Below are 16,589 nucleotides of genomic sequence, written 5' to 3' on the forward strand. Positions count from 1 at the left end.
CGGGGAGTGACGTAAGACGCCGCGACTGTCTTCCTCGGGTCGCTGCGGCCACAGAAGACTAGCCGAGGCGCGCTGGCGCGAGTGCTCTAGCTAGCCATCCGCCATGACCGCCGCCCGCGTTCAAGCAGCGTTGCAATAACTCCGGACACCATTGCCCGCGTGCTGTGAGCCGGCGACGACAGCCGCTGCAAGACATGCCGGCCTCTTCTCCGCACGCATGCGGCTCCCTACGATCATAAGGACTGGTCACGTCACGAGGGACTGCGCATGAACTTACGTCATCTTCGCTGTTTCATTGCTGTAGCCGAGGAACTGCACTTCGGTCGAGCCGCTCGGCGGCTGCACATAGAACAATCTCCCCTATCACGCACGATCCGCAAGCTGGAGACAACTCTAGGCGTGACGTTGCTCAGTCGCACGCCGCGTGGCGCAACCCTGACCTGGGCAGGGCGAGTCTTCTTGGAGGACGCCCGCCGCGTCATGTTGAGCGTTGAGCAGGCAGTGGCCAGAGCGAAGGCTGCTGCATCCGGTTTTCAGGGCACTTTGCGCATCGCGCTGTCGAGAGACATAGGGCGGGCGAGGCTATCAGCACTGCTTGCGCTGTGCCGCGAAGAGTCGCCGCAGGTAAACATCCGGCTCTCCGAAGTACCGCTGACCGAACTCGTGCAGGGGCTGAACGCGGATCTGTTCGACGCCGGCTTTGCAATGGTCGATGAAGTGGAGGCCGGGATCATTGCTCAGCCGTTGTGGGCCGACCCCTTGGTAGTGCTCCTGCCCGCACGGCACCCGCTTGTAGCCTTCAAGGAAGTGCCGTTGCAGGAAGTGGTGAGCTATCCGCTGGTACTTTGTGATCCACGGGCATGCCAAGGTTGCGGTCGGCAGAGCGAACGACTGTTCCGCTCTGTCGATGTCCAACCGATTGTGGCCGAGTACGCCGCTTCTCACGGGCTGATGCTGACGTTGGTGGCCGCAGGGTACGGGCTAGGTTTTTCCACTGCCGCGCACTTGGCAACTTGCCAGCCGGCGGATGTTGTTGTCCGCCCGTTGGCCGATCAGAGCGCATCGATAACCACCTATCTGTTACGAACCGAGGGTGGTATGACGGAGCCGTTGCAGCGGTTCATCGAACGCGCCGAACGTGTATGCCATCAGGACGCAAGCACATCACGCGCGATCTGACGCGGATCTATCGGAAGGTGCGCGGCTAGTTTTCTCGGATTGCGCGATTCATTTTTGGTCTTGCGGCTGACCCGATCTGCATGGCTCATGCGCTGTACTGATTCCAGTTTCGACGCAATTGCTGCGCCCTTCTGTACTCCAGCACCCGCCTGCGGGCTCGCCGCCGCGGTCATTTCACTGACGCGGAACGCATGAGCTTTTGCTGGTTGCAAACCGGCTCATCCGATTGACGCATTGGCACTTTACGCCGTTGGAATTCCTACGGAAAACTTTGACCAGGTTTCGGGTAAAGCGCGGCACCCATGCTTGATTCCAGGGGAGCGCGACCACCAAGCCGCGTGCCGGTCCAAAGGCAAAGCGCCCGCATTATGGTTGAGGAGTTTCAAGCGTAGCAAGATGTAGTTTGCCCTTGGCCGGCCGTCAGCGCCGATGCAACGCCTCCTTCCACGATGCCGGCCGGCCCTGCGCTTCATCCGGATTTCTGGGCAATCGCCTCGCCCACTTGGGCGGTGCGCGTCTGCCGGAGTTCGATCCGACGATGGGACGCACGCGACATGGAGAAATCGAGTTGCCTTGCCTTTGGCGCCAGGATCTACTACCGCCCGATCGAGGCGGCCATCCGTTGGGCGGGCCTGTTGCGCTTTGAGCCGCGGATTCTTGAAACGCTCGGGCCACGGGCCATGCCCGAGCCGAACGACTTTCCGCGCTGGCCCTTGCTGCGCCTTTTTTCCGAGCGCATCTTCGACGCACTGGCACACGATGAACTTTCTTATGGCAAGGCAGGCATGGCGCAGGAATCTCAGCGCCCCGCACTCGACGATCCTGCGTTGATCGTGCGCCACGTCGACCTGAAGGCGTGGATGTCGCATTACTACCCCGGTGAGCGGCCTCCGTTCCTGTTCGACGGCATCGAGCGCGAACTGCACCCTGCGGTGAGCGTCGCCATGCTGAACGTGTTGCTGGCCGATCGCGAGGCCGCCAAGCTGCAGCTTGCCGAACTCGCACAACTGCATACGGCGCTGAAGGCGCAGCACGAAGCGTTGGCGAAGGAGCATGCCATTCGCATCCGAGAGGGCGATGCGCGTGAGCCGGGCCTGCGCAGCGAATCGACCTACCTGAACATCATCGGCGGCCTGCTGACATTGCTGTTGGGCAAGTCCCCCGCGGGCTCTGCCTACTCGTCCTTCCGCAACATGGATGCGGTGGTCAGTGCGCTACTGGCCCACCATGAAGGGCGGCCCGGCATCAGCGAGCGGACGCTGTGGAGCAAGCTGGCACAGGCGCGTCGCCACCTGGAGGCATCGCGCTGAGCCTGTAACAGCAGACTGCAATTGCAGTTGCGTGTTCTGCAGTTGCAGTGAATTCCGCAGCAGCAGCATGTGGAATGCGAGGCACTTTCTGAACAACGCCATCGAGCGTCAAGGAGTGCCTCTCATGTCTTCGCAGACCATCGCGCCGGCCTTGCCGCCCGAGCACCGCATCCTGCGCCGCGCCGAGGTCGAAGCCAAGACCGGCTTCAAGCGCGCGCACATCTACAGCCTGATGAAGGAAGGCAAGTTCCCCAAGGCGCTGCGCCTGGGCGTGCGCGCGGTGGGCTGGGACTCGGTGGAGATCGAACAGTGGATCGCTGATCGCCTCAAAGAACGCGCCTGACGCTTCTTCTCGGTTCATGCCATTCGACGAGGAGAAGCTCATGCAGGTGGTGTCCATCATTTCGACCAAGGGCGGCGTGGGCAAGACCACGACGGCGGCCAACCTGGGCGGCTTCATCGCCGATGCCGGGCTGCGCGTGCTGCTGCTGGATCTGGACGTGCAGCCCACGCTGTCGAGCTACTTCACGCTGGACGTGCGCGCGCCCGGCGGCATCTACGAGATGCTGGCCTTCAACGAACGGCGCATCGAGCAACTGGTGTCGCGCACCGCGATCGCGGGCCTGGACCTGGTGCTCTCCAACGACGACCGCGGCGAACTGAACACGCTGCTGCTGCACGCACCGGATGGGCGCCTGCGACTGCGCCATTTGCTTCCCGTCTTCCGCACGCACTATGACTTGCTGCTGGTCGACACCCAGGGCGCGCGCAGCGTGCTGCTGGAGATGGCGGTGCTGGCGTCCGACCTGGCGCTGTCGCCGGTGACGCCGGAGATCCTCGCGGCGCGCGAGCTGCGGCGCGGCACGCTGCAGCTGATCGAGGACATCGCGCCGTATCGGCACCTGGGCATCGAGCCGCCGCCGCTGCGTCTGCTCATCAACCGTGTGCATCCGGTGTCGTCGAATGCGCGGCTGGTCCAGCAGGCGCTGCGACAGGTGTTTCAGGAACAGGCCGGCGTGCAGGTGCTGGGCACCGACGTACCGGCCATCGAAGCCTATCCGCGCGCTGCGACACGAGGATTGCCGGTGCACCGGGTGGAGTACCGGCAGCCGGCTGGGCGCACGGCGCCCGCGGCGTTGGAGACCATGCGCACGCTGGCCGGCGAACTGTTCCCCGTGTGGCGGGAGCGCTTCGCGCTGGTCACCGGTCGGGCCGATGCGGGAGGGGCCGGCCATGGCGAGCGCGCATGAACTGGCGCGCGGCCGCGAACGGCTGCGCGCGCTGATCGAGTTCGCGCTGGGCGAAGGCTGGCGCGTGGTTCGCACGTCCGGCGGGCACCTGAAATTCACGAAGCAAGGCTGCGCGTCGATCTACACCAGCTCGACGGCGAGCGACAACCGTGCCGACCGCAATGCCCGCGCACAGCTTCGCCGCGCCGACCGGCAAGCGCAGGAGAATGGCCGTGGCTGAGCTGACGCCGCAGGACATGGCTGCCAAGCTGCTGGCCACCGGCTTCGAGCGCAGCGGCCCTTCGGCCGCGACCTTGAGCGACCCCATCGCCGACACGCCGATGGTGGTGACGCTGGACCAGTTGCGGCCCTACGACCACGACCCACGCGTGACGCGCAACCCGGCCTATGCGGAGATCAAGGCGTCCATCCGCGAACGTGGGCTGGACGCGCCCCCCGCGATCACGCGCAGGCCGGGCGAGGCGCACTACATCATTCGCAACGGCGGCAACACGCGGCTGGCGATCCTGCGCGAGTTGTGGAGCGAGACCAAGGAGGAGCGCTTTTTCCGCATTGCGTGCCTGTTCCGCCCGTGGCCGGCGCGCGGCGAAATCGTGGCGCTGACCGGGCATCTGGCCGAGAACGAGCTGCGCGGCGGGCTGACCTTCATCGAGCGGGCGTTGGGCATCGAGAAGGCGCGCGAGTTCTACGAGCAGGAAAGCGGCCAGGCGCTGTCGCAGAGCGAACTCGCGCGGCGACTGACTGCCGACGGCTATCCGGTGCCGCAGTCACACATCAGCCGCATGAACGATGCGGTGCGCTATCTACTGCCGGCGATCCCGACGCTGTTGTACGGCGGATTGGGCCGGCATCAGGTGGACCGGCTCGCGGTGCTGCGCAAGGCGTGCGAGCGCACCTGGGAGCGGCGTGCGCTGGGCCGCACCGTGACTGTGGACTTCGCCACCTTGTTTCAGGACGTGCTGACGCAGTTCGACACACAGCCGGACGACTTCTCGCCGCAGCGGGTGCAGGACGAGCTGGTCGGCCAGATGGCCGAGCTGCTGGAGGCGGACTACGACACGCTGGCGCTGGAGATCAACGACAGCGAAAGCCGCCAGCGTGCGCTGACCAGCGAACCGGCGGCACCGACGCCACCGGCAGCGCCTGTCGTGCCTGCTGGCCCTCCCCCGCCGGTCTCCGCGCCTCGGCAGCCACCCGCCTCGTCTGTGCCGCGCGACACCACGCCGGTCGCGCCTTCGGCGCCAGCAGCGACACCGCTTGCATCGCCCGAAGCGCCGGAGGACCAGCACGGGCAACGCGACGAGCGCCTGCAAGGGCACATCGTGACACCGGCACCGACCACCGAGCGCCTGCAGTCCATCCAGCGGATGGTCGCGGACCAGCTCGGCGACAAGCTGCCCGACTTCGAGGTCGACGCGCTGCGTGCGATCCCCGTGCAGGCTGGCGGGCTCTATCCCATCTCGGACGTCTGGTACATCGAGCCGGGGCTGGACGCGCCGGATCGCCTGCGCGTGCACATCGCGCAGTTCGCGCGCGAGATTGCCGGGGACGCGGCGGTGGCCGACCACATCGAGGCCATCGACGGCGGCATCGGCTTCGTCTGCGTGGCGCCGGCCGTGGGTCAGGCGCAGGCGCTGCCGGCGTTCGCGCGGGCGGTGTTGACCCTGCTGCATGTGCTGAGTGCGGCGCCGCCCTCCGCGAACGGAGTGGACCGCGCGCGGCTGGCCGACGAGCTGGCTGCGCTGCTGCATGGCCATGGCGGCTCGGCTACACGCCTGAGCGATGCTGCGCTGGTGAAGCTGTTCCGTCTGCTGCGCCTGGCGCGCCGGCTGCTGGATCTGGAAGCCGGCGTAGCGAGCCAGGATTCCTGAGCGCAGGAGGCTCCCGTATGTCGGCACCGCACCCGCTCAACCAGGCCGTGATCGCCCAGGCGCTGCATGACCTGCGCAACGGGCAGTTGCGCCGCTGCAAGGCGATGGGCTTCGGCGAGGAGGAGCTGGATGCGCTAAAGCACCCCGAACTCGTGAGCATGCTGGTGAATGCCACGGTGTCGTGGTGCTCGGTGTCGGTGAACCGGGAAGTGTTGAAGCGGCTGCTGAGCCAGGTGCACGACGTGGAGCGGGAGATCGCCACGGTGGACCGCATGCTGCGCCTGGGGGCGAGCACGGAGATGGTCAGCAAGTTCTACGGCCTCACGCATCAGGAAGTGGCGCTGCGCCGCGACATCCTCGGGCTGCCCAAGCGCAAGGGCCGGCATCCGGTACTCGACGAGGCGCAGGACGTGGCCTTGTGGGAGCGCTGGAAGGCCGGCGTCACCGAGCGCCATATCGCCCTGACCGACGACATGGCGATGCTGGCGCTGACCATGGACCTGGCCGAGGCCATGACCCTGCCCATGTCGGTGATCTGGTCGGCGATACGGAACTGGATCGACCAGGGGCTGGTGTAGCCATGACCACGGGCAGCGCACCACGGCGCGATGGCCCGGTTGCGCTGTCGGCGTTGTTCGACGAGGCGCTGCGGCACCTTGAGCCGAAGGAACCGGCGCAGGGCACGGCGCCGAGCCAGGACTGCTTTCTCTACAGCGGCAACCGGCACGAGAGCGTCCCGCGCGCGCTGTTCCTCGACCGGCGCCTGACGCCGCTGGAGCGCAATGCCTGGCAGGTGTTCCGCCTGCAGCTCAACGACGACGGCGTGACCGCCTTTCCCACCTACGACCAATTGCGCCCCTACTTGGCCTCGATGCCCTGCGCGGCACAAGCCTCGCACGAGACCGTGGCGCGCGCCCTGACGCTGCTGCGGCTGACACGCTGGCTCAGCCTGGTGCGGCGGCGGCGCGATCCCAGGACCGGCCGTATCCAAGGCAACCTCTACGTGCTGCACGACGAACCGCTGTCGCCCTTCGAGGCGATGCAGCTCGACCCGGACTACCTGGGCTTGGTCAGTCAGGCGCTCACGCACGCGGCGAAGGCGGTGCAGGTCGTGGGCATGAACACGCTGCGGGAGATCGCCGAAGACCCGCTGCTCAGCGGGCGCACGCTGCCGACCCGCCTGCAAGTGCTGGCGCAGCGCATGGCGCGGCATGGCTGGACGACGCCAGGTTATCCACAGGAGGGTGCGGACCACGAATCCGAAGAAGGCCAGGAAGCCCTTCTTCGGAATGCTGCGCGCCCGTCTTCGGAATCCGAAGCAGGGCCGAAACCCGCGCCGGACGGCTCCCTTCGGATTCCGAAGGAGGACCGTACAGTACGTAATGATCGTATAAATGAAGTACGTACAGTACCGCGCGCGAGGGCCTTGCAGAACCTGCGGCTGCCGGACCGTTTCCTGCGCTTGAAGGACGAGCAGCAGGCCGGCGCGCTGGTGGCGCTGCAGCAGGTGGACGAGGCGCAGAGGCAGGCCGTTCTCGACGAGTGGGCGGCACGCTGCCACAACAGCGCGGTACGCAACCCAGCCGGCTACCTGTTTGGCATCATCCAGAAGGCGATCCGCGGGGAGTTCAAGGCCTGGGCCGGAGAAAGTGCATCGGCACCGCCAGCGCCCCCGTCACCTGCGCCCTCGTCACCGCCGGCATCCCGTGCGGCTGACCCCGAGGTCGCACGAGCCTACCTGGCTCAGCTCCGAGAAGCCTTGCGTGATCGCTGATGTTGACTATCCCCAGGGGATAGCTGGAACAGACATCTTTCCGCCGCGCTCGATTGTCGCCCGCCGAATGACAGGCGAAACTGTCGCCTGTGAATCAGACGAGGACAGCCACGCACGAGCCCGGCCGACGATGGACATGACGACTTCCCCCGCCACAAACGCACTGCAACCACTACAGCAAGACGTTCAGCGCTTGCTGGGCAGATGCCTGCTGCGCCTTCAACAATACGAGCGCCTCATGAAAGCCATCGTGGCCCACCACGAGATTTCAGGCCCGGCGCATTCGCTGGAGGCCATTCGCGCAGCGCGGATTGAAGATGCCGCGACCAAGACCCTGGGCACGTTGGTCGGACAACTGTTTGGTTCGTATGTCGTCACCGATGGAAATGGCGGCGAGGAACGCGACGACGCTCTTCCCGGCGACGTGATTTCCTTTCGCACGCGCGTGCAACTGAGCCTGTCTGCGCAGGACTACGCCAACACCCAGGCCGACCTCAAAGACCTGGTATCGCTGCGCAACACCCTGGTGCACCACTTCATCGATCAGCACGATCTATGGACCGTGGACGGGTGCCGCGTTGCACAGGACGAACTCGGTTCCGCCTACACGCGCATCGATCAACACTTCGAGCAGCTGCGCGGCTGGGCCGAGCACATGGATCAGGCGCGGCGCCTGGCAGCGGAGTTCGTCCAGTCGGATGTGTTCCACGACCTGGTGGTCAATGGCATCGCGCCGGACGGCACGGTGGACTGGCCGGCCGCCGGCATCGTCCGCGCGCTGCGCGAGGCCGCCGCGCAGTTGGCCGTCGAGGGCTGGACACCCATCGCCGCCGCTGGCCGCTGGATCGCGGACCGGCATCCCGAGCAGCTTCCAGCCAAGTACGGCTGCAGCAGTTGGCGGCAGGTGGTGCATGAGTGCCGCCTGTTCGAGCTTCGCTACCGTGAGGTGGAGGGGCAACGGGCCGCCTGGTACAGACCTCGCGAAGCATAGCCCCGCAACGCGGTCTCACCTCCGCGCGAGCCGCGAACACATCCGCCGAGCTATCCCCAGGGGATAGCCGGCACACACAACCTTCCGCGCGGAACAAACCGGGCGCGCATGGGCTGCGGTTTGTTGACTGACAGCCTTCCGGCCGATGCCGATGCTGGCGACTCGCCAATTCACCGCGAGTCGCTCCCATGGCCAACGAACGCACAGAACCCCTGCAACTGAATCTCGGATCGCTGCGCAGCGCGATGTCGCTGACGCTGCACACGCACCACGCTTCGCGCATCTGGCACGGCCGCGCGCCGACCGAGGGGCGCCCAGGCATCATCGGTCTCAACGGCTTCATCGGCGCCATGAACAAGATGAAGCGCGGCGCCGAGCAGGACGACCCGTACTCGGACTGGTGGATGTTGCGGATCGAGGACAAGCTCGCCGACACCAAGACCCGCCTGCAGACCCTGCGCGACCAGGTGGATCAGGCCCTGGCCGACGTGCCACCGGCGCTATCGCTGGGCGAGAACATGAATGTGCAGCCGGTGAAGCTGCCGCTGTTCGTGAATGCGCAGCTCGGCTTCATGGCGGTGTACCTGCTGGCCGACTACGACGACCTGGCGCGCAAACTCATCCTGGCGCACCACACGGCGCTGATCGACCGCAGCACCTTGGAGCGCTGGCTCAATGATGGCGCGCACGCGCTGCGCAGCCTGTTCTCGCTGGCCCAGCAGTACCGCTACTCGGGCACGACGCGCGACGACTTCGCGGCGAAGAACGCCGCGGCGCGAGCGGCGTTGGAGAAGTTCGGCGAGCTGCCGCAGGACGTGCTGGAAGGCACGCGTCGCTCGCGCTTCGCGCCACCGATCGCGCGGCGGACGACCAAGCCCGGCACGCCGCCTGCTTCGCCCGCCATCGAGCCCGACGCGCCGGCTCACACGGATGGCGCAGCCAATCCAGCGACGGGTAATGAGGGTGCTGACGCATGACGGCATCGCCCCCCATCAGCCACTCCACGCGCTTCGTGGCGCTGGAACAGGCGGACTTCCAGCGGCTGGAACACGCAGGCTACCTAAAAGGCCTTTTACAGCCTTTTAAGGGTAAGGGGAGTCTGGAGGCCTGGGCCAGCCAGTGCGCAGCGCTGCGCGACGACGTGATTGGCCTGGCGCAGCGGCGCGTGCTGCCCCAGGCGCGCGCCTACCCCTTCAGCCTGCTCGACGTGCAACTGGCCCAGCAGGCCACTGGCGCAGGGACGACCTTCCTGCGCTGGCGCAACCTCGACCATTCCTCCATGGGCGTGGCGTTGTGGGAGGCCCTGCTTGCCAACCCCGCGACGCCGGCCTCGCTGATCGACGAGCTGTACGCGATGGAACTGCAGCGCATCGTGCTGAACATGCAGATCAGCCTGACCCACAGCATCGCTCGCCAAGCCCTGGAATGCGCCAGCAAGGCCGCCCAGGCCGAAGCGGCCTACCTGCGACGTGTCCACGGACATACCGCGGCCGTTCCACCCACCACCAAGGAGTCACCATGAGCACGCACTTCGTCGGCGAGGGCAACATCGGTTCTGCGCCGGACTACCGCGAATTTCCGAACGGCAACGACGAGCCGCGCCGGCTGCTTCGCCTGAACGTCTACTTCGACAACCCGATCCCGAAGAAGGACGGCGAGTACGAAGATCGCGGTGGCTTCTGGGCGCCCGTGGAGCTGTGGCACCGCGATGCCGAGCACTGGAAGACGCTGTACCAGAAAGGTATGCGGGTGCTGGTCGAGGGCCGCACCGTGCGCGACGAATGGGAGGACGCCGACGAGAACGAGCGCGTGACGTTCAAGGTCGAGGCGCGGCGCGTGGGCATCCTGCCGTACCGCATCGAGTCGGTGGCGCTCAGCACCAAGCCGGCCGGCGGACAGTAATTCGCCCATCGCCGTTCCCCCGAGGGCGGCTGTAGCAACCGTCATACGCCCGCGATGCACCAGCGAGCTATCCCCAGGGGATAGCTCCAAGGTCGTCCACAGCGTTCCAGCCGCCCTCCCGAAACGACGCTCTTGCTGTGCCAGCTCCTGCGATCTATGCACACCGCTGCGGCAACGGACCGCCTGCCGATCACAAAGCGGTGTCTGCATCAATCGGCTTCCTTGCTGCCGGCATCTCCTGGCCCCGCCAAGCTGACGCCCATCCGATGAACCGCACATTTCCAAGGAGGCTTCATGCGCGTGTTTCTGTGCGAGAAGCCGTCCCAGGGCAAGGACATCGCCCGTGTGCTGGGCGCCGGCCAACGCGGCAACGGCTGCTACAGCGGCGCGGGTGTCGTCGTGACCTGGTGCATCGGTCATCTGGTGGAGGCGGTTCCGCCCGAAGGCTACGGCGAACAATACAAGCGCTGGGCCATCGAGCAACTGCCTATTCTTCCTGAGCGTTGGCGTGTCGAGCCCAAGGCGGCGACCGCGGCGCAATTCAAGGTCGTGCAGCAGCTCGTCGCCAAGGCGGGCGAGCTGGTGATAGCGACCGACGCCGACCGCGAGGGCGAGATGATCGCCCGCGAGATCATCGACCTATGCGGCTACCGCGGGCCGATTCAGCGCCTGTGGCTGTCGGCGCTCAACGATGCGTCGATCCGCAAAGCGCTGGGTGCGCTCAAGCCGTCCGCCGAGACGCTGCCGCTGTATTTCTCCGCACTCGCCCGATCGCGCGCCGACTGGCTGATCGGGATGAACCTGAGCCGCTTGTTCACACTGCTGGGGCGCCAGGCCGGCTATACCGGCGTGCTGTCGGTGGGGCGCGTGCAGACGCCGACACTGAAGTTGGTGGTGGATCGTGATCGCGAGATCGCGCGCTTCGTCTCCGTGCCGTATTGGGCCGTGGACGTGCTGCTATCCCATGCCGGCCAGTCCTTCACCGCGAGCTGGATACCGCCCGAAGGCAGCACGGATGCAACGGGTCGCTGCCTTCAGCAGCCGGTGGCGCAGCAGGCTGCGGATCGCATTCGCGCGGCACGCGATGCGCAGGTCGTGTCGGTGGACACCGAGCGCGTGCGCGAGGCACCGCCGCTGCCGTTCGACCTGGGCACGCTGCAGGAGGTGTGCTCCAAGCAGTTGGGCCTCGACGTACAGGAGACGCTGGACATTGCCCAGGCGCTGTACGAGACGCACAAAGCCACGACCTACCCGCGTTCTGACTCGGGCTACTTGCCCGAGAACATGCTTGCCGAAGTGCCGACGGTGCTGGACAGTCTGGCCAAGACCGATCCCGGCCTGCGCCCCTTGATCGACCGCCTCGACCGCAACCAGCGTTCGCGTGCGTGGAACGACGGCAAGGTATCAGCTCACCACGGCATCATCCCGACGCTGGAGCCCGCCAACCTGTCGGCCATGAACGAGAAGGAACTGGCCGTCTACCGGCTGATCCGCGCTCATTACCTCGCGCAGTTCCTCCCGCACCATGAGTTCGACCGGACGGTGGCGCAGTTCTCGTGCGGCAGTCAGTCGCTGGCGGCCGTGGGCAAGCAGATCGCCGTCATCGGCTGGCGCGAGGTGCTGGCGACGCCGGGGCCGGACGATGCCGATGGCGAGGATGCGCAGCGCAGTCAGTTACTGCCCGCCCTGCATGCGGGCCTGTCCTGCCCGGTCGGAAAGGTGGATCTCAAGGCACTGAAGACCCTGCCGCCCAAGCCCTACACGCAGGGCGAGCTGATCAAGGCCATGAAGACCGTCGCCAAGTTCGTGACCGACCCGCGGCTGAAACAGAAGCTGCGAGATACCACCGGCATCGGCACCGAGGCGACACGCGCCAACATCATCAACGGTCTGATCGGTCGCGGCTACCTGGTCAAGAAAGGCCGCGCCGTCCGCGCTTCCGACACGGCATTCACGCTCATCAACGCGGTGCCCTCGGCCATCGCCGACCCCGGCACCACGGCGGTGTGGGAGCAGGCGCTCGACATGATCGAGGCCGGCCAGATGGCGCTGGACACCTTCATCGAGAAGCAGTCCGTGTGGGTCGGTCAGCTCGTGCAGCAGTACCGCGGCGCGACGCTCTCGCTCAAGCTGCCGCCGGCGCCGGCCTGCCCGCAGTGCGGCGCACCGATGCAGCAGCGCACGGGCAAGAGCGGCGCGTTTTGGTCCTGTTCGCGCTACCCGGATTGCAAGGGCACGTTGCCGATCGAGTCCCCGACGGGCCGGCGCAGCGCACCGCGCAAGCGGCGCGCTGCCTCCAAGGCGTCCTGATCCTCGCTTCCCCCCTGCCGCGCCGGCCACTTCACTGGCGGCGAGGCAAACGTCCCGCACCGCGCGGGACTCCAAAGCGCGCGTCTCCTTCTGCAACGGTGTGCGCGCCCCGTCTGCCCGCCATCGGGCGACGGGGCGAGAAGGTCATTGCTCCACGAATCGCGCCCGCCGCCATTCCCTTGATCGGTGTGCCTTGCCTCGGCCACGAGGGGCTTCCTGACGCCTTGCCGCCGCGCGAGCCGTGAGGAGGCCCCTTGGGCCGAGGGTATTCCGTGCCGGTGCCCGCCGGCGGAACAACGGGCTCCCTTTGTGTGTGGATGCACGCCAGAGGTTTCCGGCCCCAGCCACGAAACGGGCCGGGTGCGATTGCTGACGCAGCGAACGGCTTTGACGACGGCCTGCGCTGACGCAGCCCACAGGTGGTTTTCCTTCCTCTCCAGCCGAAGGCCCGCGTGGCCTTCGGCGCCCTGGTCCTTGCCTTGTCCCGTGACGCGGGCCTGCCCTAAAGCGGGCCGTCCGCGATTCGGTTTTCCCTGCGACGGCAGCCATGCCTCGCGCCCATCCTCACGCCATGCGTTGCTGACAGTCGTCAGCGGCATGCCCTGGCAGTCTCGGTCTTCAAGACTGCAACGCGGTTCGCCGCGTTGACCGATCCAGTCCGCTTCGCATCGCCCACCGCGGACGCTCGCCGGCCTGGCGACGATGCACTTTTCTCAACCACCCGAGGGGAACCCCATCCCCTGCGGGATGCGTGCTCCCCGACCCACCAAGGAGCACGGCATGTCTGAACCTTCCGCATCTTCCTCTGCAACCGCAGTGCGCAGTGGTGCGCTGGCCTGGACCGGCAAGCGTCTGCCGCTACAGGTGCTGCGCAGCGCGGCCGGCCACTACATCGGCACGCAAGACGACGAAGGCCCGGTATCGCGGGAGTCCGTCGAGTATTTCCCGAACCACCTCGCAGCACAGCGCGCCCTGGATACCCATGCCTGGACACAGCGCGCTCACCCCTGATTCCCACCCTTCAAGGAGTTCTCTCATGAATCTGTCTTTACCCGAAGACGTGCTCGATCAGATGGCGCTGGAACAGGCGCACTTCGACGCTGCACCGCAGGCCTTCTTCGAGGCCTGGAAGCGCGGCGCGCAGATCGCCGGCCACGAGTGGTTCGGCGACGGCACACGCGAAGGTCTGCAGCGTGCCACCACCAAGTGGGACCTGCGGCCCAACATGCTGATGCTCAACGACGCCCTGGGCGTGCTGAGCAGCGGTCAACGCATGTTCCTGTCCGCGATGGTGAGCTTCTACAACTCCCGCGAGGGCGGCGCGATGCTCAAGCGTTGCGGCTTCGAGGGGCTGTCCGACTTCGGCGGCCTCGATCTGGAACGGCGCCAGGTCATCGCTGACCTCACGCTGCACTACAACGGCTGGTGAGCCGCGCCCTGGCAACCCACCGTCCTTTCATCCCACCCCACGAGGGACATGCGTCCCCGTTCGGGGCCATGTCCCTCCTTCTTTTCGCAGGAGCGGCCATGTCCCGAATCAACATCTTCCACTGACCTGCACCGCCCGCCACCAGGGCGGTCCGACGCCGCAGCCGGCTGACCGGCTGCCACTTCATCCACCCGCTGGGGTTCAATCCCCGGCAGGGGATTGCCTCGGCCATCCTCTGCTGGAGGAATCCCATGTCCCATTCCAACAACCCCTTCGTCCGCGGCTACGACGGCCTGTCCGTGCAGCGGCTCCTCGCCATTTCCTACGACGACGACTGCCCGCTGAGCTACCTCCCGCTGCACGCCTCGCAGTCGCACCTGCCGGACAGCCAGGTCGAGCGCCATGCCTGCATCTTCTGCGACGACTTCGCGCTGATCACCGAGGGCCAGAACGTGCCGCCCGAGCTGGACACGCAATGCCGCAGCCACGGCATCGCCCGAAACCTCGTCTACGCCGTCATGGCCGAAGAAGCCGGCAAGCCGCTGCACGTCGGCGATACCTACTCCGAGGAAGCCGCGCGCGAGGTGGTGCGCCGCCTGCGCTTCGAGACCGGCTTCTACAGCCGTGCCTGGGAAATCAGTTCGGCGCACATCACCGAGGAGGCCGGCCGCTATCTGGCCAACCTGGCCGACATCGACACGCCGACCCGTTTCCTGTTCGTTGCCTTCCGCATTCCCTACAGCCCGGCGGTCGGCGTGAAGCTGATCGCCACGCCCTGGACGGACGAGAACCTGCAACGGGTCGAAGGCATCACCGCCGAGCGGTTGCGGCGAGAGCATCGCCGGAAAGGCATGCCGGAGTCCCTCGTCGAGGTGCTCCACCTGGCTGCGCTCGCCGACGTGCGCCTGCTGATCTTCGATGCCGACGCGCCCGTGCTGGACGGGCTGACGCTCTACGACGACGAGTAACCCGCAACCCATTCGAGCCCCCATGTCGGGGCTCTTCCTTTTCATCGAACTCGGTGGCGGCCGCCGTTTTCAGAAGACGAGATATCTGACGTCCATGGCGCTTCCCTGATGCCCAGGCCAATCCGCGACCTATCGGCAATGCAGGGCGGCGATCAGCGGACAGGACACATTGCCTTGGTGCGCATGGCACTCGCCGACCAGCTTGGACAAGGCTGCCTCGATCCGGGTCAGGTCGGACAGCTTGGCGCGCACGTCGTCCAGCCGTAAGGCAGCCAGTTCCGCCGCCTCGCTGCAATGGGTGCCGTCTTCCAGTTTCAGAAGCTGCCCGATCTCGTCCAGGTTGAAGCCCAGCCGCTGGGCGGCCTTCACGAACCTCACCCGCGCCACGTCCGCCTCGCCGTAACGGCGGATGCTGCCGTAAGGCCGGTCCGGTTTCGGCAGCAGCCCCTTGAGCTGATAGAAGCGGATCGTCTCGACGTTGACCCCGGCCGCCCTGGCGAAGGCGCCGATGGTCAGGCTTTCAGGATCATGGTTCATGGTGCTTGATTCCGTAGTTGACTACGGAAGTAACGTTATCGCATCAGACCAAGACCCGGAAGGATTTCCATGATTGAACCCAAGAACGGTCGCGGCGCCTTGGCCGCCGGTGGCCTCGCCGCCATCCTCGCCTCGACCTGCTGCCTCGGCCCGCTCGTCCTGGTCACGCTCGGCTTTTCCGGCGCCTGGATCGGCAACCTCACCGTGCTGGAACCGTACCGGCCGATCTTCATCGGTTCGGCGCTCGTCGCGCTGTTCTTCGCCTGGCGCGCCATCTTCCGGCCAGCACATGCCTGCAAGCCGGGCGAGGTCTGCGCGATTCCGCAGGTCCGCACGACCTACAAGCTCATTTTCTGGATCGTGACCGCGCTGGTGGTGGTCGCGCTCGCCTTCCCCTACGTCCTTCCGCTGTTCTACTGACAGGAGATCATCATGAAGAAACTTGCCGCCTTCGTGGCCCTGGCCGCCATCGTCGCCACGCCCGCCTGGGCCGCCATCCAGACCATCACGCTCGCCGTGCCCGGCATGACCTGCGCTGCCTGCCCGATCACGGTGAAGAAGGTGCTCTCCAAGGTCGAGGGCGTCAGCCAGGTCGACGTGAGCTTCGACAAGCGCGAAGCGGTCGTGACGTTCGACGACGCCAAGACCTCCGTGCGGAAACTGACCCAGGCCACCGAGAACGCCGGCTATCCGTCCAGCGTCAAGCGTTGAGCATGGAGTAGCCCCATGACACCGATTGCGCGTATCGCCAACAAGGCCGGGGCATTGGGTACCGTCGTTTCCGCGATGGGCTGCGCGGCCTGCTTTCCGGCGCTCGCCAGTCTGGGTGCGGCCATCGGGCTGGGCTTCCTCCAGCAGTACGAAGGCCTGTTCATTTCACGGCTGCTGCCGCTGTTCGCCGCCCTGGCGCTGGTGGCGAACGCGCTGGGTTGGCTGCGCCACCGGCAATGGCACCGCAGTCTGCTCGGCATGGTCGGCCCAGCCATCGTCATCGTCGGCACGGTCTGGCTGCTTGGCACCGCGTGGATGCGGCCCCTGGTCTACACGGGAATGCCTTGATGGTCGGTG

20 protein-coding genes are annotated in these 16,589 nt (G+C 66.4%); 19 read left to right on the forward strand and 1 reads right to left on the reverse strand.

The annotated features are described in order from the left end of the window. The first annotated feature begins 267 nt into the window (after window positions 1-267). From ACUH78_RS04045 to ACUH78_RS04120, 16 genes are all read left to right on the forward strand, one after another. Complete coding sequence (locus ACUH78_RS04045; RefSeq protein WP_017244804.1) at window positions 268-1,179, forward strand: LysR family transcriptional regulator; 912 nt, start codon at window positions 268-270, stop codon at window positions 1,177-1,179. A gap of 554 nt (window positions 1,180-1,733) precedes the next feature. Next, the gene (locus ACUH78_RS04050) at window positions 1,734-2,489 is read left to right on the forward strand and encodes a hypothetical protein (RefSeq protein ID WP_017244805.1); all 756 of its coding nucleotides are present in this window, start codon (window positions 1,734-1,736) and stop codon (window positions 2,487-2,489) included. A 124-nt stretch (window positions 2,490-2,613) separates the two neighbouring features. Then, the gene (locus tag ACUH78_RS04055) at window positions 2,614-2,832 is read left to right on the forward strand and encodes an AlpA family transcriptional regulator (RefSeq protein ID WP_004255100.1); all 219 of its coding nucleotides are present in this window, start codon (window positions 2,614-2,616) and stop codon (window positions 2,830-2,832) included. A gap of 40 nt (window positions 2,833-2,872) precedes the next feature. Continuing rightward, on the forward strand, window positions 2,873-3,739 hold the full coding sequence (locus ACUH78_RS04060; RefSeq protein ID WP_012584780.1) for a ParA family protein: 867 nt from the start codon (window positions 2,873-2,875) through the stop codon (window positions 3,737-3,739). Next, window positions 3,723-3,959 (forward strand): hypothetical protein, encoded by a 237-nt coding sequence (locus tag ACUH78_RS04065; protein ID WP_023124360.1) that lies wholly within the window; start codon window positions 3,723-3,725, stop codon window positions 3,957-3,959. Before ACUH78_RS04060 ends, ACUH78_RS04065 begins: the two co-directional genes overlap by 17 nt. Next, window positions 3,952-5,610 (forward strand): ParB family protein, encoded by a 1,659-nt coding sequence (locus ACUH78_RS04070; RefSeq protein ID WP_445332761.1) that lies wholly within the window; start codon window positions 3,952-3,954, stop codon window positions 5,608-5,610. Before ACUH78_RS04065 ends, ACUH78_RS04070 begins: the two co-directional genes overlap by 8 nt. Window positions 5,611-5,627: 17 nt before the next feature. Beyond that, window positions 5,628-6,188: a DUF2857 domain-containing protein gene (locus tag ACUH78_RS04075; protein ID WP_011829928.1), complete on the forward strand. Its 561-nt coding sequence runs from the start codon at window positions 5,628-5,630 to the stop codon at window positions 6,186-6,188. A gap of 2 nt (window positions 6,189-6,190) precedes the next feature. After that, the gene (locus tag ACUH78_RS04080; protein ID WP_445332762.1) at window positions 6,191-7,384 is read left to right on the forward strand and encodes an STY4528 family pathogenicity island replication protein; all 1,194 of its coding nucleotides are present in this window, start codon (window positions 6,191-6,193) and stop codon (window positions 7,382-7,384) included. Window positions 7,385-7,622: 238 nt separating this feature from the next. Then, window positions 7,623-8,375, forward strand: a complete 753-nt coding sequence (locus ACUH78_RS04085) for an OST-HTH/LOTUS domain-containing protein (protein WP_166737323.1) — start codon at window positions 7,623-7,625, stop codon at window positions 8,373-8,375. A 188-nt stretch (window positions 8,376-8,563) separates the two neighbouring features. Continuing rightward, on the forward strand, window positions 8,564-9,352 hold the full coding sequence (locus ACUH78_RS04090) for a PFL_4669 family integrating conjugative element protein (RefSeq protein ID WP_445332763.1): 789 nt from the start codon (window positions 8,564-8,566) through the stop codon (window positions 9,350-9,352). Further along, complete coding sequence (locus ACUH78_RS04095) at window positions 9,349-9,897, forward strand: DUF3158 family protein (protein WP_445332764.1); 549 nt, start codon at window positions 9,349-9,351, stop codon at window positions 9,895-9,897. Before ACUH78_RS04090 ends, ACUH78_RS04095 begins: the two co-directional genes overlap by 4 nt. Beyond that, entirely contained in the window at window positions 9,894-10,277 is a 384-nt protein-coding gene (locus tag ACUH78_RS04100; RefSeq protein WP_003141056.1) for a single-stranded DNA-binding protein, read from the forward strand. The genes ACUH78_RS04095 and ACUH78_RS04100 overlap by 4 nt, the downstream gene beginning before the upstream one ends. A 294-nt stretch (window positions 10,278-10,571) precedes the next feature. Then, window positions 10,572-12,587 carry a DNA topoisomerase III gene (locus ACUH78_RS04105; protein ID WP_445332765.1) on the forward strand — a complete coding sequence of 672 codons (2,016 nt, stop codon included), beginning with the start codon at window positions 10,572-10,574 and terminating at the stop codon, window positions 12,585-12,587. Window positions 12,588-13,367: 780 nt separating this feature from the next. Then, complete coding sequence (locus ACUH78_RS04110) at window positions 13,368-13,598, forward strand: hypothetical protein (protein WP_445332766.1); 231 nt, start codon at window positions 13,368-13,370, stop codon at window positions 13,596-13,598. 25 nt (window positions 13,599-13,623) lie between these two features. Further along, window positions 13,624-14,016, forward strand: coding sequence for a hypothetical protein (locus tag ACUH78_RS04115; RefSeq protein WP_003141051.1), 393 nt, complete (start codon window positions 13,624-13,626; stop codon window positions 14,014-14,016). Between the two features lie 251 nt (window positions 14,017-14,267). Next, entirely contained in the window at window positions 14,268-14,984 is a 717-nt protein-coding gene (locus ACUH78_RS04120; RefSeq protein ID WP_445332767.1) for a DUF5983 family protein, read from the forward strand. Window positions 14,985-15,113: 129 nt separating this feature from the next. Here the strand turns inward: ACUH78_RS04120 and merR are convergent, their stop codons facing one another. Beyond that, the gene (merR, locus tag ACUH78_RS04125; protein WP_445332768.1) at window positions 15,114-15,521 is read right to left on the reverse strand and encodes a mercury resistance transcriptional regulator MerR; all 408 of its coding nucleotides are present in this window, start codon (window positions 15,519-15,521) and stop codon (window positions 15,114-15,116) included. Window positions 15,522-15,590: 69 nt separating this feature from the next. Here merR and merT point away from each other — a divergent pair, with 69 nt between their 5' ends. From merT to merC, 3 genes are read left to right on the forward strand one after another with little or no spacing between them, the layout of a single operon-like run. Further along, a complete protein-coding gene (merT, locus tag ACUH78_RS04130; protein WP_445332769.1) occupies window positions 15,591-15,941 on the forward strand; it encodes a mercuric ion transporter MerT in 351 nt (116 codons plus the stop codon). Between the two features lie 12 nt (window positions 15,942-15,953). Further along, window positions 15,954-16,232, forward strand: a complete 279-nt coding sequence (gene merP, locus ACUH78_RS04135; protein WP_445332770.1) for a mercury resistance system periplasmic binding protein MerP — start codon at window positions 15,954-15,956, stop codon at window positions 16,230-16,232. Between the two features lie 15 nt (window positions 16,233-16,247). Further along, window positions 16,248-16,580 (forward strand): organomercurial transporter MerC, encoded by a 333-nt coding sequence (gene merC / locus ACUH78_RS04140; RefSeq protein ID WP_445332771.1) that lies wholly within the window; start codon window positions 16,248-16,250, stop codon window positions 16,578-16,580. Window positions 16,581-16,589: the final 9 nt, after the last annotated feature.

The organism is Thauera sp. ZXT1-4, assembly GCF_052598215.2.

What these genes read in the sequence shown, in the direction of transcription:
- ACUH78_RS04045 (WP_017244804.1), top strand. Translation starts at nt 268, where the DNA reads ATGAACTTACGTCATCTTCGCTGTTTCATTGCTGTAGCCGAGGAACTG.
- ACUH78_RS04050 (WP_017244805.1), top strand. Translation starts at nt 1,734, where the DNA reads ATGGAGAAATCGAGTTGCCTTGCCTTTGGCGCCAGGATCTACTACCGC.
- ACUH78_RS04055 (WP_004255100.1), top strand. Translation starts at nt 2,614, where the DNA reads ATGTCTTCGCAGACCATCGCGCCGGCCTTGCCGCCCGAGCACCGCATC.
- ACUH78_RS04060 (WP_012584780.1), top strand. Translation starts at nt 2,873, where the DNA reads ATGCAGGTGGTGTCCATCATTTCGACCAAGGGCGGCGTGGGCAAGACC.
- ACUH78_RS04065 (WP_023124360.1), top strand. Translation starts at nt 3,723, where the DNA reads ATGGCGAGCGCGCATGAACTGGCGCGCGGCCGCGAACGGCTGCGCGCG.
- ACUH78_RS04075 (WP_011829928.1), top strand. Translation starts at nt 5,628, where the DNA reads ATGTCGGCACCGCACCCGCTCAACCAGGCCGTGATCGCCCAGGCGCTG.
- ACUH78_RS04080 (WP_445332762.1), top strand. Translation starts at nt 6,191, where the DNA reads ATGACCACGGGCAGCGCACCACGGCGCGATGGCCCGGTTGCGCTGTCG.
- ACUH78_RS04085 (WP_166737323.1), top strand. Translation starts at nt 7,623, where the DNA reads ATGAAAGCCATCGTGGCCCACCACGAGATTTCAGGCCCGGCGCATTCG.
- ACUH78_RS04090 (WP_445332763.1), top strand. Translation starts at nt 8,564, where the DNA reads ATGGCCAACGAACGCACAGAACCCCTGCAACTGAATCTCGGATCGCTG.
- ACUH78_RS04095 (WP_445332764.1), top strand. Translation starts at nt 9,349, where the DNA reads ATGACGGCATCGCCCCCCATCAGCCACTCCACGCGCTTCGTGGCGCTG.
- ACUH78_RS04100 (WP_003141056.1), top strand. Translation starts at nt 9,894, where the DNA reads ATGAGCACGCACTTCGTCGGCGAGGGCAACATCGGTTCTGCGCCGGAC.
- ACUH78_RS04105 (WP_445332765.1), top strand. Translation starts at nt 10,572, where the DNA reads ATGCGCGTGTTTCTGTGCGAGAAGCCGTCCCAGGGCAAGGACATCGCC.
- ACUH78_RS04110 (WP_445332766.1), top strand. Translation starts at nt 13,368, where the DNA reads ATGTCTGAACCTTCCGCATCTTCCTCTGCAACCGCAGTGCGCAGTGGT.
- ACUH78_RS04115 (WP_003141051.1), top strand. Translation starts at nt 13,624, where the DNA reads ATGAATCTGTCTTTACCCGAAGACGTGCTCGATCAGATGGCGCTGGAA.
- ACUH78_RS04120 (WP_445332767.1), top strand. Translation starts at nt 14,268, where the DNA reads ATGTCCCATTCCAACAACCCCTTCGTCCGCGGCTACGACGGCCTGTCC.
- merR (WP_445332768.1), bottom strand. Translation starts at nt 15,521, where the DNA reads ATGAACCATGATCCTGAAAGCCTGACCATCGGCGCCTTCGCCAGGGCG.
- merT (WP_445332769.1), top strand. Translation starts at nt 15,591, where the DNA reads ATGATTGAACCCAAGAACGGTCGCGGCGCCTTGGCCGCCGGTGGCCTC.
- merP (WP_445332770.1), top strand. Translation starts at nt 15,954, where the DNA reads ATGAAGAAACTTGCCGCCTTCGTGGCCCTGGCCGCCATCGTCGCCACG.
- merC (WP_445332771.1), top strand. Translation starts at nt 16,248, where the DNA reads ATGACACCGATTGCGCGTATCGCCAACAAGGCCGGGGCATTGGGTACC.